The sequence below is a fragment of the Formosa sp. Hel1_33_131 genome (assembly GCF_001735745.1).
Classification (GTDB): domain Bacteria; phylum Bacteroidota; class Bacteroidia; order Flavobacteriales; family Flavobacteriaceae; genus Hel1-33-131.
This window is the reverse complement of record NZ_CP017260.1, coordinates 1,977,772-1,993,853: the sequence shown is the minus strand read 5'-3', so window position 1 is coordinate 1,993,853 and position 16,082 is coordinate 1,977,772. Positions and strand designations below refer to the sequence as shown.

Genomic DNA, 16,082 nt, shown 5'->3' with positions numbered 1-16,082 from the left:
AAACGCTGAAATTATGCACTGGCTTTTCAGCGGCTTGTTTTTATACATTGTTGTAGCCAGTGCCTTAAACGAAAATTTAATTATGAAAACTGGAATTGAATTAATTGCCGAAGAAAGGCAGCGACAAATTGAAAAAGAAGGCTGGACACCCGAACACGATGCACAGCACAATACTGGTGATTTAGCACACGCAGCAGCAGCTTATGCTTCTGCTGAACTTTACAGGAGAACCACATCAGAAGGTTATGACAGCACACCACATATTTGGCCATTTGAAAGAAAGTGGTGGAAACCGACACCTGAAGATCGTATTCGTGAACTTCAAAAAGCTGGTGCGTTGATAGCTGCCGAGATTGATAGACTTAAAGCTCTTTAGGCATTAGCTACAACGCTAAATCTATAATGCGTTTCAATGCATTTATAGATAATGTTAGCAACTGATGAACGGATTAAAAAAAACGAAATATGAAATCAAAAGAAATAGATAAAGGATGGGTAATAGCTTCCATGAACGGAACATTTATATTACCATACACATTTGAAAGAACAAGAACCGCTTCAATTGAAAAGTGGATGAAGCTATGGAATGGTGAAAGATGTTCTTGGCTAAAATTTAAACGAGAAGGTTACAAGTGTATAAAAGCCAAACAAACCACCGAAATTGAGTGAATTTGTGGCTAACTACCGTATATGCGTACTAAAAGGTGTCTTAACGGGTATATATCACGGGATAACACAACTTTTATCGAGTGTTTCAAGGCTTGGAATATAAACAAAAAAGCAAAACACCTATTTTAAAACATGAAAACATTGATCACACTTTTTACAATAGAAATGATAGCTCTAATCATCTTCATAGGAACGAGATGGACAAAAAAAGAGTAAAAACCTTTAAATAATATTCAATAAAACATCTTATTTATTGATAATTCCATAAAAAGCATTAAAATACTAAAGTTTTTTCAAATAAAACTTGTATATATTTAAGTTAACACGTATCTTCGAAGTGTTGCAAGGAAGCAACTACCTTAAATTAAATGTAATAATTATTAAAAAAAATAACCCAAAAACCCAAAAATTATGAAAAATTACAAATTAGTGTGGAGAAACGAAAATTCACAAGAACTAGACTTAAATTATGGTAACGCAAAAATCAAAACAGAATTTGACGACTTAAAAGACGCTTACAATGCTTTTAAAAAACTAGATGTAAATAGTTTTGATTTTAAAGAGGGACATGAGTATGAGCTATGTAAGATTGTTGATGGCGAACATACAGATTGGAGCGATGAAGAGTTGAAATCAATTAATCAACCTCTGAATACTTGGATAACAAAAACTAAAAAAGCATAAATGAAAAACTACAAGCAAGCATCAAAAGTAGGGCAGCAGCTAATCATGTCCTACTTAAAAAAAAGAATGAAGGAAAAAAAAGTAACCATCAGAAAGCTCGTGGTGATCCTAGAAGTAAGCGAGCCTACTTTGATAGGTTATTTCAAAATCAAAACACCAATGCCGCTAGGTGTGTACTTAGAGATATGTGGGGCTTTAGACTTAAGACCTTATCTCATTCCATCGGAAAGTGACAACACCGAAATGAAAAGAATGTTTTTTTAGTTAAATATTTTGATTACTCTATAAGAATCACCCGCTCCGCAAAGTATCCCGACTTAGCGAAGTAACGGAATTGTATATGAAATGTGCGGAAAATAAGCACGAAATTTAATAAAATGAAACAGACCATCATAAAATATTTAATGCGCCAATTAAACCACAACCAAGATTGTGCAGGCAGTAATGTTTGTGGCATAAACAACCCTGAATTAGATACAATAGAAAAGAAGCAATACGCTGAAGATTTAAAGCAGAACATTGCAGAAATTGAAGAACTTATAAAATGCATTAAATATTTACAACCTAAACCTCGCAAAAAAGCAATAACCAAAGCATAGTTTATAACGGTGCGCAGATATGGGTTGATTATTTACGGATTTAAAAAGACTAAACAAATGGAATTTACAAAACAAGAAAAAAGTGCTTTAGAATGGTTATTCATTAAAGGAATGGAGATAACTAACAGCGATAAAAAGTATGAGGTATTTGATAAAATGTACGAAAGATTAGTAAATAATTTGCCTATATCCGATGTTATAAAACCGTTACCGTTGGTTGAAGAAGGCGAGAAATTAGAATACTGTTGTTTAGGTTTTCCAAATGATTGGTACGACATCCCAGTTGGGATTACAAACATGAAACACTTTGACCCCTTAAAAATAAGGAAAAGAAAACCGAATGGTGAAACAGAAACCGTATATGACACTACCAAATAAGGTAATGTTTTATAACGGCTCTGGGCTATGATTTCGTGCCTATACAAAACGAACTATCAAATTAAATACTAACATTAGCAAGGGATGAATTATAGCCCTTGCTAGCAACTTTTAAAATTATGGGTAATTACCTAGATGGCATAGGAAAAGAATTTTGTTTGCATTGTAAAAAGCACCGAACACCAGAAGGTCACGATGGGTGTATTGGCACTTTAAAAAATGTTATGAACGCTTGTTGTGGACACGGAGAAACTAAAGTGGCGTATGTGCAGTTTAATCACGAAAGATATAAAGAACAACCAAACAAAATTAGGATAGATGGCAAAGAAGCACTTGCTTATATCGAAGCAAACAAGATAGTAGTACTAAGCTTAATTAGAAACGAAATGAAACAAAAAGAATATACAGGTGTAAAAACTAGAGATAATAAAAAAATATATGTTGGCGATAAAGTAGATACGGTTCAAGGCTCTGTATTTACCGTAGTAAAATTGGAACATATTAGCGGAATAAAATATGCCTTGCACGATGGTAAACGACCTTATGATTTAGAGCCTTTTATGTCTCCTAATCTCTGGTTGGTAGAAGAAGGTAGTGCTTGTAGTTAACGGATGGTGGTATGGTTAGTTGGGGATTAGATACCGACAACCTACAGATTTAGTAGAAATTTAATAAATATAACAAATGATGAATAACGCAGAAAAACCCCAATTAACTATACCACGTGTTAAGCACTGGCTCTTAACTCGAAAATGGTTATGGAAAAAAGTAGTGTTTGACAATGGAATAGTAGGAGGAAATTATCACAGACACGACCATAAATTATTACCATACTGTCAAGGGATGGGAGATAATGGCAAACACGGGGATGTTAATACAGCAATAAAATGGACAATCGAAGCACTCAATAGAGCTTGTGCTTAACTACCGTATATGTCAACAAAAGTCCGTATTAACGGAGCTATGTGTCGGGATAATACAGCTTTTATCGATCGCTAACAATGAATTAAAAATCCTTTTCAAAACCGCCCTCGGGCGGTTTTTTTAGTTAGAGATCCTATGAACCCATAAACCAGTGGCGCGTGCTGTGGTCCTATTTATATCCCTTCCATCCCATCCATTCAATTCCATCCAAAAACCCAAACCCCCACACCCCCATATTTAAAAAAACTAGTAAAACTAAAAACCATTGGGATTAACCGTTCATTTGTTCATTTGTTCCAAGATTGTATTTATTATTTACTATAACTATTTAATTATTAAGTAGTTAAGTATGTATTTAATCTATTAATTTTATATTAAAAATCTTGGAACAAAATGAACAGCGTTTTTATTGTTCCAAGATTTCTTGGAACATGGATTGTGTCGTTCATTATGTTCCAAGATAAAAATAAAGGCGTTCATAGGTGTAACTGTTTTATTATCAGTATTTTAAGTAGAATCTTGGAACAAATGAACGGTTTGCTTTGAAAATGAGCCCTACTCAAAAAACTGTCCTATTTTATTTTTTTGGAGCGAAGTATGTTTGTAAGAACTTAAAAAAATATACAAAATGGCAACTGAAAAATTAGTAACAGTCAAAAAAAGAGTCTCAAAATTGGTGAAAAAGGTACCGACTCTGGTTTTGGTGGATGTGAAAACCGATGGTACTTTAGCTGCTTCTTTAAAAATTATTGAAACTTTAAAAAAACAAGGCGTTTCTTATTTTGAAGTGCAATATCCTACTACTGGAACAAAAAGGACATTTAAAAAACTCATTTCTGGGAAAAGTTATGAGATAAAAAGTACAGGAATTTAGTAGAATTTCGTATCTTAATAGCTTATAAATCAGATTGTTTATGAGTAAATTAGTAACGCTTCACGTTCCTGTAAAATCGTATTTAAAAAAATATTTGACGGCAAAATATGGGACTGAGCATTGTGTGAGTCGAAAATCTTGGCTTGGTAGGTATTTGGTTAATTTGTTGGACAAACAATACAGAAAATCAAAGGAACACATTCCCGGATTGGATTTTTATTCGCTCGGGATTCCATCTTCCATAGTGAAAGATGTCGGGTTTGATATTAATGGTCTTAAATTAAAGGACCTTGCAGAAATGATTCATAAGGTGTTTTTGAATGATTTATATGGTTATATCGAAGTCTCTGTTGGTAGTGGTTTGAAGTTTTTTAATTCCGACCACGATTCTATCAATAAACAAAATACGGTGCGTGCGATCTCTCAGTTTTTGAGACATTACGACATTCACGAGGATGAAATTAGTGCTGATACTTTATATAAAGGATTTTACAGGGATCGTAAAATGGACAAAAATGATAATAAAGAGCTTTAAAAACAGATATGTACAAAGGAAAACGGGTCGGACATTTTTCGGTAAACTTTTTTTTGTCCTAAAATTAAATTGAAATGGCAGATATAAATACCTCTTTAAACGAACAGCCAGGCGGTTGGTTTAGTTTTAATATATATGAAATTGACCATGTAACGAGTTGCCCTGACTTGCTGACCAATGCCAATGCCTCCAGTATTGTTATTAATCCTCCTACGGATCACATTGATATTTTGCCCGTCCGAGAGTCTATAAAAATCCGAGAAACATCCAAAAAAACAAAGGCTGGAGTTGTCTATAATATTAAAGGAGAATTTACGTGTCAAATTCAGACGAAAGAATTGGATACGTATTTGAATAAACGAATACATAAAAAAGTGATTTTGGTTGGGATTAAGCATTTTGGACAACAAAAAATATATGGTTCTAAAAAGTGTCCGTTGGCTTTGGAATATCAATTGGTTAATGGAATTAAGTACGAGGATGGCTCTGCAATTAAAGTGCTTGTATCTGGAAAAATTCCACAGAAACCCGTGTTTATCAATGATTAAAGTCCCTCTTATTTTTGTGTCCTATTTTAAAAAGTAGGGTGAAGCTATGTTTGTAACGTGCAAAAAGCATGTTATAAATGAATTTAAATAATTTACATTCTTTAGTTGGTGGTCGTTGGTTTATAAATGAATCCTACGGACATACATTGTTACCTTCTCTATATTCCATTTTAAGTGGAAAAATGCCAGCTTCAAATAAAGAAGATTTTATTTCTGAAGAATTTATAGTGCAAGGATCTGTTTCTGTTTCTGCTCAAACATTTAATAACCAAACCAATAAAGATGGTTATGTTTTAGTCGTTTCTTTAAAAAATCCAATTTTTAAATACAATCAAGAATGTGGTCCTAATGGGACTAAGACCAAACAGCAAATAATGGCTCGACACGAGTCGGATCCGAATTGTAAGGGTGTTGTTTTAGATATTGATAGCGGTGGCGGTCAAGTTTCAGGAACGCCTGAATTTCACGATTTTATTAAAAACTATTCAAAACCTGTTGTTTCTTATACCGATGGTTTGATGTGTAGTGCTGCTTATTATATAGGCAGTGCTGCGAGTCATGTTGTTGCCAATAAACGTGCTGATTCTATTGGCAGTATTGGAGCGATGACAAGTTTTGTTAATATGAAAGGCTTCTATGAAAAAAAAGGAGCTAAGGTGATTACAGAATATGCTACAAAATCAACTGACAAAAATAAAGACTTTGAGGACTTATTGAACGGTGACCCTAAAGGTTATATAAAAAATGTTTTAGATCCTATTGTCGACACATTTCATAACGATATGACTTCAGTTAGAAGTAATTTAAACGAATCCGTTTTGTCCGGTGGCGTTTATAATGCTGAAGATTCATTGTCAAACGGTCTAATCGACCAGATTGGAACCTTACAAACTGCAATTGATAAAGTTTTTGAACTGTCAAAAACGACTCCAAATAATTCAAATAAAAATAACTCTAAAAAAAATACAATGAGCGATTTAAAAGTGCCTTTAATAGAGGCAGTCATCGGAAGTTCTTTTGCTGAAGGAGAAACCGAACAGGGCATCATTTTGACGGATGCACAAGCCACTGCGCTTGAAAACCGATTGTCTGAAAATGACACGGCAATAGCTACGGCGGCGACTGAAGCCACTGCTTTAGATGAAAAAATAACAGGCTTAACCGCTACGAGTACAACGGTTACAACAGCGATCCAAAATGCTTTGGCAACTGCTGAAGTAGAAGGTGCTGCTACAATGAGCAACGAACAAGGTGTTGCAGCCCTCTCTGCATTGGTTGCAGAATATGGTGCTGCGGATGGTGCTAAGCCATCAACGAGTTTAGATGGTCCTGAAAATGCAGACGACGACAATCCGAATGTAATCGAAGGGATGGACATCTCTGCAGATATGAATTATTAATCTCAAAAAAAAAATAAAATGGGAATAACAAAAACAGCAATAGTGACTCAGTTTGGGTCTTACTATATTCCAGAAGGACAAAACGAAAAACGATTAATGACGCAATTGCGCCAGAAATCAAAAACGACCAGTTATGCAAAACCCATTGTATATGATGGTGAAGTGTATCGATTTGCCAACACTCGATTGGGTGAAATTGTTCAACAGTTTCAAAAGAATTTTACGGCCAAAGGGACGTTGGAATTTTTACCAAACGAAATTCGTTTGCGCAATTTAAAAATTGATTTAGAATTATTTCCAGACGATGTAAAAGGGTCTTGGTTAGGATTCTTAGGTTCTATTGACGAAGCTGAGCGCAAGAACTGGCCAATTGTCCGTTACATGTTAGAAAATGATGTCATTCCACAGATGGCTGAGGACCTGGAGTTGAAAGCTTATTTTAAAGGAACGTATGCCGCTGCGACTGTTGGTACTGCTGGTGCTGCAGTTGCTACTTTGGACGGGGTTAAGAAATTATTGGTTGATGGTTTGGCAAATACAACTCAACCAATGCAGTCGGTAGCTCTGAGTGCTGCTATTACTCAAGCAAATGCTTTTGATGTGATCGAAGAGTTTACGGATAGTTTTGACAATGCATTGGCTGGCACAAAAATGCGCGTTTATATGGATCCGAAGATTTTGAAATGGTATAACCGAGATAAGCGTAATACGCACGGAATGGATATTAATTACGATCCAAACAAACCAACGATTGATTTTACTACCTGTGAATTGGTTGGATTGCCGTCTATGGCTGGTGAAAAATACTTATGGGCGACGCCTGTTGATAATTTCTTGTACCTAAGACGTACTAATGGAATGAACAAACCAAAAGTTGAAGAGAGCAAAAGAGAAGTCTTTTTGATGACGGATTGGTGGGAAGGCCTTGGATTTGGCTATAACGAACTCGTTTACGTAAGTAGCTGGGTATAGCATAACCTTTAAAATTTAGAAACTATGAATAAAGAACAATTATTAGCACGTTCGGCGGAACTTGAAATTCAAGTTCCGGAAGGTGCTACAAATACGGAAATAAGCAATTTGATTAAGGTTGCAGAGCATCCTATTATTAATGGACAGCTTGCCAAAACACAAGAAGCTCTGGAAGTTTCCAATACTAAAAACAATACGCTTACTGTTGACTTAACGGCTGAAAAGACAAAAGTTCAAACAGGTAAAGAAGCTTTGAAGGCTTCTGAAGGTGTTGTTGAATTGCTTCGTGCTGAGTTGGCTGAAAAAGCTGAAACAACAGACGATAGCGAAGGGGCTGTTTATGAGTCTGGCAATAAAACCTATCAATTTGGCGTGAACGCGTTCCGATTTAAGGGGGATAAGTACGAAGCTTCTGAAGCTGTGAAGGATAAGTCTCTTATGGCTGATTTGATTAAGTCTAAATTTAACCTTTTAAAAGAGATATAGCATGGCAATAATAAAAGTAGAAGCAATAGGCGGCGCAGGGGATTGTGAAGTTACTGGAGGTTTTTCGCACACGGAAGTTTACGTTGGATTTTTAGAGAATTTTGCATCGCTGACAGAACCGAGTCCACGTTGTGGTACTGGTGCTGCAACGACTTTGGAAGGTTTGGTTGAAATTGCGGCCGATCATACTTTCAACGCTGGTTTTGGGTTTACCAAAATTAAAGCGATCTCGGAAACGGTTGGTTTGGAAACGGCTCAGATTGGAAGTCCAACAATGTCTCCGGCACAAGAAAATAAATTGACGGTTCAAATTTTAGGATCCAAAGCTGAGATCTTAGGATTTAAGCGTTTGTGTAAAGGTCGAGACTTAATTGTTTTGGCACCAGAATTTGGAAACGGTCAAGTGAGACAGATTGGATCTGCAAAATATGCAGGGCGTTTATTGGAGTCTTCAAGTAAGATTGAAGCCACTACGGAAGGTGAAAACACAACTACGCTTGTTTTTCAAGATAAGCAGTTGTATGATGCCCCTATTTATAAGGGTGCTATTACGGTTCAAGCTCCGTAATACAAAACAAATTTTAGTTAGATTTGGTGGGAAAAGTCACTCTTTTAGGGAGTGGCTTTTTTTTGTCCTATTTTAAAATTTTGGAAATTGTCAATTTTGGTACTCAATAAATTATTAATCTTAAAATTCATTTCTATGAAAAATTTATTTAGCCTATTACTCGTATTTTTCGGGTTCTTATCAATTGCCAGTGCTAGCGTGGCCACGGTTCCTATTTTTGTTGATTCCCACAATGATGTGTTTCAAGACGTTCCTATTGTTCTGACTGTTTCAGATACAAGTACGGTAACGGATTCAACAATTCTTTTAGAGTGTTCGGTGTTTCAGTTTACGGAAGCTCCAGATGTATCGACACCTATTTTTGAAACTTACTTTTTAACTTCAAATTCCAGTCCGGATAGTTACTCGTTTATGGACCCCGGAAGTCCTATTGGTGATCTGAATTTAATTTATAATCAAAAATTAAATGAGTCGATTGATTTACAGAACCATGCGATTAGATATAGGATTCAACCGTATTGTAGTTTTAAAGATTCTGTATCAAATAACTTAAAAAATGAATTTTGGACTGGTAATTATCTGGTATAGAATTTGACTTTCAAATAAAAATTAAAACCACTCTAAACAGTGGTTTTTTTTATGTCCTATTCTAAAAAGTTGACAATTGTCAATTTTACGCTATGAAAATTAATAATTGGTTTGATGGCGGATGTCAATACAACGAAGGTGTTTTATTGTATGCGTCCATAAAAGGGCATAGTGCCAATTTGGTTCGGTTGTTTTTGCGAAAAGAAAGCCTTGCCAATGCTGAGAAGTTGGCGTATGAGCTTGGGAAGTTTCGGGAGGCTGAAGATCCTAGTGTTAAAGATCAAGAGCCTATAACCAAGATTCAGACGCCAACGCCTGTGGTGACCAAACATAGTTCTGGAGGATTTTATAGGATTAATGAAATGCCAATAGGATTGCATCCGATGTTGATTGAACAAAGCACTAATTATAAACGTGCCTGTTCTTTGCATTTGCAGCTTACTGCGCTCCATCCGGACGAAGAAGGGGCGGCTTTGAAGTTGTGTATTATGATTGAAGATCTGTTTGATGCGATTGAAACGTCTCAAAAAGTATTGGATTATTACAAGAAACACAAGGTTGTTTTGAATATCAAGCCTCGGAGTTTTGAGGATTTGACGCCAGCTCAGTTGATTCAAACTCGAGGGAATAAAAAAGCGACAATTTCTAAGCATAAAAAGAAGGTTGAAGTCCTTAAAAAACAGTTTGGACAAAAATTGTCCAAATCGGATTCTACAAAATTAAAAATTGCTTTTGAAAAGGCGGAGCGCACGTTGCTCCAGCATGAGTATGAAGCGCAACAATTAACTAATTTAATAAATGAGAAATGAGTGAAACATTAGCGCCTTTAGAATGGCACACGGAACAACGAAAGGTTAAGGACTTGGTTCCTTACAATTACAATCCTCGAAAAATTACTCCAGAACGTCTGGAAAAACTTAAAAAAAGTTTGAAACGTTACAATTTGGCTGAAATCCCGGTAGTTAATACGGATCTGACTATCATAGCCGGTCACCAACGTGTTAAGGTGCTGATGGACTTAGGACGGGGCGAGGAGCTTATTGATGTGCGACTTCCAAACCGCACACTTTCGGAACAGGAGTTTAAGGAATATAATATTGTTTCGAACGTTTCGGTTGGTTTTTGGGATACTGATATTTTAGATGAAGTTTTTGGAGATATTATACTAAATTTTTTAGTTATGATTGAAAATTAAACTACTTCTAAAGGTAGTTTTTTTTTGTCCTATTCTAAAAAGTTGACAATTGCCAGTTTTGTATTATGGCAATATCAAAACTACCAACAATAAAAACAGGCGATTCTACTTTTGACAAGCTTTTTGCGTATTACAAGGATTCTACAAAATACCCACTGACCGCCAACCAAACAGAAATAAAAGACCGTTGGTTGGCGGCATTTGCATTGCGTCAAAATTTCCACTCCAGAGAGCAATCGACCAACGTTTTAATGGAAAAATACGAAATCAGTCGCGCGCAAGCCTATCGGGATCTTCGGGATGCAGAGCGGTTGTTTGGTAATGTGATGAAAGCGGATCGAGATGGCACTTTGTCAATCTTGTATGAATATTCGCATAAGTATTTATTGATGGCTATTAAGGCAAAGGACCTGAAAGCCATAGGAACGGCTTTGACTTTGTTGGGTAAATACTCAGATATTGACAATGAAAATGCCATTAATTACAACCCTGAAAAACTAGACAATAAGCCTGTTAAGATGTCTATTCCTAAAGAGGTGACGGATGCGATTATAAGCCATTTGACAACGGGTGTTTTAGACTTCAACGACATGACGGTAGATGCTGAATTTCAAGAAGTGGAAGAGGATGAGTAAAGTAAGCAAGTACTTAGATATTGTTTTGAATGCGGCGCAGTTGGCGGCTGTCTTGGCGGTTACTGTTTTGGGAAAAACGAAGATATATCTTGAATGGGGTCGAGGCACGGGTAAATCGTTTATTCTGGCATTTTTCATGAAGGAAATGGTAAAGCAAATGCCTGGTGCTTCGTTTGCTTTGGTTGGTTCTACGTATCAACAGATTTTGTCCCGGACACTTCCATCAACAAAAAACGGTTTGGCAGCTCTGGGGATTTATGAAGGTTATGATTATGTTGTTGGGAAAAAAGGTGCTAAACTTGGATTTGCTGAGCCTATCTATGCGCCTGACAAATGGGATAACATTATACATTTTTCGAATGGTTCTGTTTTTCAATTGGTATCGCTCGATAGTCCGAATAGTGGACGTGGTTTGAATTCATTTGGTATTTTAGGAGATGAAGCTTCTTTGTTTGATCCAGAGAAACTATTTACGAATGTAAAAACTACCAACAGAGCTAAAGAAGCCCGTTTTGAAAATTGTTCTTTGCTCGGTGCTGAGATTTATGCCTCTTCTACTCCTTTAACTAAGAAAGGGCGCTGGTTTACGGATATTGAGAAAGTGGCTAAAAAGAAGCCTGAGAAATATGCCTTTATCAAAGCGAGTGCTTTAATCAATAAGTTTAATTTACGGGAAGAATGGTTTGAAGAGATGAAGGACGAATCACCATCGGATTTATATTACAATGCTGAAATATTAAATATACGGCCTAAGGAGATTCTTAATGGATTTTATCCTCAACTTAAAAAGAGTCATTATTATACCGATTATAATAACGATTATCTGGAGGGAATTACCGCTAATTATACAGAGAAGTCTTTCAATTGTAAACAGGACAATGACATTGATAAGGGGCGTCCTCTTATCCTTTCGATCGATTGGGGGGTATTTATCTCTGCTGTGATTAGTCAATCTTTGCCTAATCAATACAAAGTACTTAAATCCATGTGGGCGTCTCAGTCTAGTGAGACACGAGACCTCGAGGATCTCGTTAATAACTTTGTGGAATACTATGCGCCGCTGCCTAACAAGGTCCTTCACCTCTATTATGGTCACGATGGTAACGCCCGAGTCAAGAAGGGTACGAACGACACCTATGGCGATGTCCTCGTGCGGCTACTGGAATCGAAGGGGTGGACGGTGTATGATAAGAGTAAAGGTAAGCCTGTGGCCCCTCACAATGGGAAATATATACTCATGAACATGATGCTGAAGGCTACCAGTTCACGTTATCCATCCATCGCAATCAACGAACAAAACAACCCGGATCTTATCATTGGACTCGAGCGCGCTGAAGCTGCTGAGGATAAGAATGGCATTCAGAAGGTCAAGAAGGACGAACGTAACCAGAGCATGAAGCAACAGCACACCACTCACCTACCGGATGCATTCGACATCCCTATCTGGGACATCTACAAAGATTTATTGAAGGAAGACAAGGAACACTGGACGCTTCCTCTATTTATTTGATTTTCGTAACCTAAAATTCATATATCCCTAGTTTTCGATACAGGCAATTGTCATTTATCTAAGGATGCGGCGTTGGGAACTGTCAAAAAAGAGATTTGAGAGGGTAAAAAAAGTACATAAAAATTTGAAAATCAATAATTTAATAAAAAAAATATGAGATTTTAACAGTAAAACTGGCACGGAATAAACAATTTATTAATGTAATTCAGAAAAAAACAGATGTTTTGATTTAAAATAATGAAGTTCTCATTCAAATTCTCACAAAATTTTTATGTCCTATTTTAAAAATTGCAATGCTCCTAATTTAGCATTATGAAAAATAGATTTGATTTTAAATCTGCCGTCGCAATTATAGACAGAGTCGATCATGAAGGGAACGCAATTCCTTTTGATGTGACGTTTAGAACTTATCAAAAATTTTCAAAAACAGGAGGCAAGCATTTAGAATATAATCAAGTCAAAAAATTACGCTCCAAAAAATCCACACCTTCAATGGCTTCTATGTTGGTTGCATTGCAATCACCAACAGGAGTGAAACGAAACCCACGGCATTACGAAAACCGAACCAGAAATTTAGAACTTCAAAACGGAGAAACTAAAAAAATTCATATCCGATTAATCACCTCGATTAATGGAAAAAAAACACACTACTAATGAGCACACAATTTTACGGCAATGATGTAGCCGTTACAGGTGGCAATGTAAAAGCGGTCGTTTCTTTTGCTTCGAGTAAAAAAACAGATGCACAAGTAACCACGGTTATTTTACACACCGATGACGAAGACGGTAAAGTTGCAGCTTGGGGTGCTAACAATGACTATCCTCAAAAAGTTCTTAAAAAAATTAGAGGTGCTGGTTCCTTGCGTTCTGGTTTGCGAACCAACAGGAAAGCCCATTACGGTTCGGGCTTTATAATCGCCTCAGAATCACACGAAGACGACAAACGGATTATTCAACAAAAATGTATTCACCAATATCCAGATATACATGAATTTTGGAAGCGCAACCAGATGAAGCGTTTTTTTAAAGAAATAATTGCAGATTTAGAATTTTGGCATTTAGGATGCCCAGAGTATATTTTGTCAAACGATTTCAAAACCATCAACCGAGTTAAGAGACAACAAACAGCCAATTGCCGTTACGAGCTCATGGATGAAAACACGCGTTCCATTAAAAATATGTACATATCTTCCAAATGGGAAGAAGGCGTTGATGTGGCTTCAAAGTATGTAACCAAAGTACCATTGATTGACAGCTATTGGAGTGCTGAAGAAGTCAAAGAACACTGCAAAAAATATAAAATACGGAACTTTATACGTCCGATATTTTACCCACTTATCAACGAAAATTATTATCCAGATCCAGAGTGGCAATCTATTGATAGCAGTGGATGGTTAGACATTATCAATTCGATTCCAAAATTCAAAAAAGCCTTTTTAGAGGATAAAATGAATGTTAATTTTCACGTCGAAGTCTTCGATGAATATTTTGAACGCACTTACAAAGAAGATTGGAAAACATTCACCCCAGCCAAACGTCAAGAGATTCGCTCTCAGTTTGTAGAAAACTTAGATAACTCACTTAGAGGAGTTGAGAACGGTGGTAAGTCCATCATGTCTATGATTTATAAAGACGACAACGGTACGCCACAGCCCGGACTAAAAATCACCGAAATTGAAAAAGGAACGAATGACGGCGCATACTTAGACGATACAAGTGCTGGTATCCAAGCTGCATTAACCGCTGCTGGAGTCGATCCCTCATTAATTGGTGCAGGCATTCCCGGTGCTAGTATTGGCGCGGGCTCTGGATCCGACAAGCGAGAAGCGTGGTTTATACTTTCTGCGCTCATGAAAAGCAATAGAGACACCACCTTAGAACCCTTTGAATTTATTCAAGACTATAACGGATGGGATGCCACCCTCGTTGGTGGTTTTGAAGACACCGTATTAACAACGCTTGATAAAAACCCAACAGGAACACAAAAAGCCGCGCAATTATGATAATCAAAAACACCGATACACTCCTTGAATATTTAACCGTCAATAATTCTGTTTCTATTGAAACCTTGGCGCCTTATATCAAAAAAGCAGAACGCAATTTTTTAAAGCCGCTAATTGGTGCAGCACAATTTGCAATCTTTGATGCGACCGCGCCAATCACAGACCCTATCACACTGTCTGGACAACAACTCGCACAGGAAGCTGTTGCAAATTTTGCGTATTATTTAGGGCTTCCAGTTTTGGCAGTACAGATAAATGATTCTGGAATACACGTTGTTGATTCAGAACACACAAAAACGGCTTCAGACAAACAATTCAAAGAGCTGCAACGATCCTTTAAAAAGTCCGGACACGAAGCACTCGACGAACTTCTGGAGCTCATGGAAGAAAAACCAACGAAGTTTGATCCGTGGATTCAATCTGATAACTACACCGTTTACAAAGGATTATTGGTCAATAAAACATCAATTTTTAATTCCTACTACCATATTTTCAACAGTCGTCAAACTTTTGTGGCCATGCGTCCAAATATTAAAGTTTGTGAAGATCAATTTATAGAACCTGTTATTGGATCGGAATTATTAATCGCTTTAAAAACCAAGCAAACAAACGCTCACCGAATCGAAGTCAAAAAAATATTACAACAATCCATTGTTGCCTTTACCATTATGAAAACAGTCGACAACGGAATGTTTGTCCTCGATGCTCAAGGCATTCACATGAAATTCGACGTATTGCCCTATGAAAAAAACGTGACGAATGTCAATTTAAAAATCAATGATTTTCTTACTCGCACCAAAGAAAACAAACGCATCGAAGGAGAAGAATATTTAAAAATAGCACTAGGGGTTATCACGGCCAATGCTACCGACTTCTCAGAATACACCGTAAAAAAAACACCAGACCACGTACATCTCACAGATACAAAGTCAATTGTAGGGGTCTTATAATTTATGTCCTATTTTAAAAAGTAGGGTGAAGCTATGTTTGTAACATGATAACAGCATTCAGTGTAATTAAAAAAATTGTCCAATCGCTCTTTGGGTCTTTTAAAAGCGACTCGGAAATAATTACGTGCGACAGCGAAGATATAACCTGTGATATAGATTAGATATGGCATTCACTGCAACAATAAATACGGGGACCACTCCCAATAACAATCAAGGCGCAGGCTTACGGACCAACATGCGAATCCTAATTGCGAACGATGTTGATTTAAAAGCTACAAAAGTTGATAAAGTAACAGGAAAAGATTTGTCAACAAATGATTTTACAACCCTTGAAAAACAAAAATTAGCAAATCTTTCACCTCGAAAAACACACATTGTCGAAGGTGTCGTTTTTGATTATATACCCGTTTATGGAAGTGATGGATCAACATTTCAAGATGGAGATTTGATTGCGAATGGCAGAAAAAGCGCAACGGAATTTTGGGTTTTCGCAGAATATAATGGACCCGGAAATGCTGATTTTTTTGCTGCATGGACACCTATCTCGCAACTTTAAAACAAAAT

24 protein-coding genes are annotated in these 16,082 nt (G+C 36.6%); all 24 read left to right on the top strand.

Annotated elements, in window-relative coordinates; all coding sequences use genetic code 11:
- The first annotated feature begins 13 nt into the window (after positions 1–13).
- Positions 14–376, top strand: a complete 363-nt coding sequence (locus FORMB_RS09150) for a hypothetical protein (protein WP_197493458.1) — start codon at positions 14–16, stop codon at positions 374–376.
- 89 nt (positions 377–465) lie between these two features.
- The gene (locus FORMB_RS09145) at positions 466–669 is read left to right on the top strand and encodes a hypothetical protein (RefSeq protein WP_069677161.1); all 204 of its coding nucleotides are present in this window, start codon (positions 466–468) and stop codon (positions 667–669) included.
- A 411-nt stretch (positions 670–1,080) separates the two neighbouring features.
- Positions 1,081–1,353 carry a hypothetical protein gene (locus FORMB_RS09140; RefSeq protein ID WP_069677160.1) on the top strand — a complete coding sequence of 91 codons (273 nt, stop codon included), beginning with the start codon at positions 1,081–1,083 and terminating at the stop codon, positions 1,351–1,353.
- Complete coding sequence (locus tag FORMB_RS09135; protein ID WP_069677159.1) at positions 1,354–1,617, top strand: helix-turn-helix domain-containing protein; 264 nt, start codon at positions 1,354–1,356, stop codon at positions 1,615–1,617.
- Positions 1,618–1,730: 113 nt separating this feature from the next.
- Positions 1,731–1,952 (top strand): hypothetical protein, encoded by a 222-nt coding sequence (locus tag FORMB_RS09130; RefSeq protein ID WP_069677158.1) that lies wholly within the window; start codon positions 1,731–1,733, stop codon positions 1,950–1,952.
- A 57-nt stretch (positions 1,953–2,009) separates the two neighbouring features.
- Complete coding sequence (locus FORMB_RS09125; protein WP_069677157.1) at positions 2,010–2,330, top strand: hypothetical protein; 321 nt, start codon at positions 2,010–2,012, stop codon at positions 2,328–2,330.
- Positions 2,331–2,449: 119 nt separating this feature from the next.
- A complete protein-coding gene (locus FORMB_RS09120) occupies positions 2,450–2,938 on the top strand; it encodes a hypothetical protein (protein WP_157498118.1) in 489 nt (162 codons plus the stop codon).
- Between the two features lie 76 nt (positions 2,939–3,014).
- Positions 3,015–3,254 (top strand): hypothetical protein, encoded by a 240-nt coding sequence (locus FORMB_RS09115; RefSeq protein WP_069677155.1) that lies wholly within the window; start codon positions 3,015–3,017, stop codon positions 3,252–3,254.
- 628 nt (positions 3,255–3,882) lie between these two features.
- Complete coding sequence (locus FORMB_RS09110) at positions 3,883–4,128, top strand: hypothetical protein (protein ID WP_069677154.1); 246 nt, start codon at positions 3,883–3,885, stop codon at positions 4,126–4,128.
- A 40-nt stretch (positions 4,129–4,168) separates the two neighbouring features.
- Positions 4,169–4,663 (top strand): hypothetical protein, encoded by a 495-nt coding sequence (locus FORMB_RS09105; RefSeq protein WP_069677153.1) that lies wholly within the window; start codon positions 4,169–4,171, stop codon positions 4,661–4,663.
- Positions 4,664–4,737: 74 nt separating this feature from the next.
- Positions 4,738–5,211: a hypothetical protein gene (locus FORMB_RS09100; protein WP_069677152.1), complete on the top strand. Its 474-nt coding sequence runs from the start codon at positions 4,738–4,740 to the stop codon at positions 5,209–5,211.
- A 77-nt stretch (positions 5,212–5,288) separates the two neighbouring features.
- On the top strand, positions 5,289–6,611 hold the full coding sequence (locus tag FORMB_RS09095; protein WP_069677151.1) for a S49 family peptidase: 1,323 nt from the start codon (positions 5,289–5,291) through the stop codon (positions 6,609–6,611).
- Positions 6,612–6,629: 18 nt separating this feature from the next.
- Positions 6,630–7,583: a hypothetical protein gene (locus tag FORMB_RS09090; RefSeq protein ID WP_069677150.1), complete on the top strand. Its 954-nt coding sequence runs from the start codon at positions 6,630–6,632 to the stop codon at positions 7,581–7,583.
- 24 nt (positions 7,584–7,607) lie between these two features.
- On the top strand, positions 7,608–8,069 hold the full coding sequence (locus FORMB_RS09085; RefSeq protein ID WP_069677149.1) for a hypothetical protein: 462 nt from the start codon (positions 7,608–7,610) through the stop codon (positions 8,067–8,069).
- Between the two features lies 1 nt (position 8,070).
- Positions 8,071–8,637, top strand: coding sequence for a hypothetical protein (locus tag FORMB_RS09080; RefSeq protein WP_069677148.1), 567 nt, complete (start codon positions 8,071–8,073; stop codon positions 8,635–8,637).
- Positions 8,638–8,772: 135 nt separating this feature from the next.
- Positions 8,773–9,225: a hypothetical protein gene (locus FORMB_RS09075; RefSeq protein ID WP_157498117.1), complete on the top strand. Its 453-nt coding sequence runs from the start codon at positions 8,773–8,775 to the stop codon at positions 9,223–9,225.
- 92 nt (positions 9,226–9,317) lie between these two features.
- Entirely contained in the window at positions 9,318–10,034 is a 717-nt protein-coding gene (locus FORMB_RS09070) for a hypothetical protein (RefSeq protein ID WP_069677146.1), read from the top strand.
- The gene (locus FORMB_RS09065; RefSeq protein ID WP_069677145.1) at positions 10,031–10,420 is read left to right on the top strand and encodes a ParB N-terminal domain-containing protein; all 390 of its coding nucleotides are present in this window, start codon (positions 10,031–10,033) and stop codon (positions 10,418–10,420) included. The genes FORMB_RS09070 and FORMB_RS09065 overlap by 4 nt, the downstream gene beginning before the upstream one ends.
- A 65-nt stretch (positions 10,421–10,485) precedes the next feature.
- Positions 10,486–11,055, top strand: coding sequence for a hypothetical protein (locus FORMB_RS09060; protein WP_069677144.1), 570 nt, complete (start codon positions 10,486–10,488; stop codon positions 11,053–11,055).
- Positions 11,048–12,565, top strand: a complete 1,518-nt coding sequence (locus FORMB_RS09055; protein WP_069677950.1) for a hypothetical protein — start codon at positions 11,048–11,050, stop codon at positions 12,563–12,565. The genes FORMB_RS09060 and FORMB_RS09055 overlap by 8 nt, the downstream gene beginning before the upstream one ends.
- Positions 12,566–12,877: 312 nt before the next feature.
- Positions 12,878–13,219 carry a hypothetical protein gene (locus FORMB_RS09050; RefSeq protein WP_069677143.1) on the top strand — a complete coding sequence of 114 codons (342 nt, stop codon included), beginning with the start codon at positions 12,878–12,880 and terminating at the stop codon, positions 13,217–13,219.
- Complete coding sequence (locus FORMB_RS09045; protein ID WP_069677142.1) at positions 13,219–14,568, top strand: hypothetical protein; 1,350 nt, start codon at positions 13,219–13,221, stop codon at positions 14,566–14,568. The genes FORMB_RS09050 and FORMB_RS09045 overlap by 1 nt, the downstream gene beginning before the upstream one ends.
- Complete coding sequence (locus FORMB_RS09040) at positions 14,565–15,518, top strand: DUF6712 family protein (protein ID WP_069677141.1); 954 nt, start codon at positions 14,565–14,567, stop codon at positions 15,516–15,518. Before FORMB_RS09045 ends, FORMB_RS09040 begins: the two co-directional genes overlap by 4 nt.
- Before the next feature lie 163 nt (positions 15,519–15,681).
- Complete coding sequence (locus tag FORMB_RS09035) at positions 15,682–16,074, top strand: hypothetical protein (RefSeq protein ID WP_069677140.1); 393 nt, start codon at positions 15,682–15,684, stop codon at positions 16,072–16,074.
- Positions 16,075–16,082: the final 8 nt, after the last annotated feature.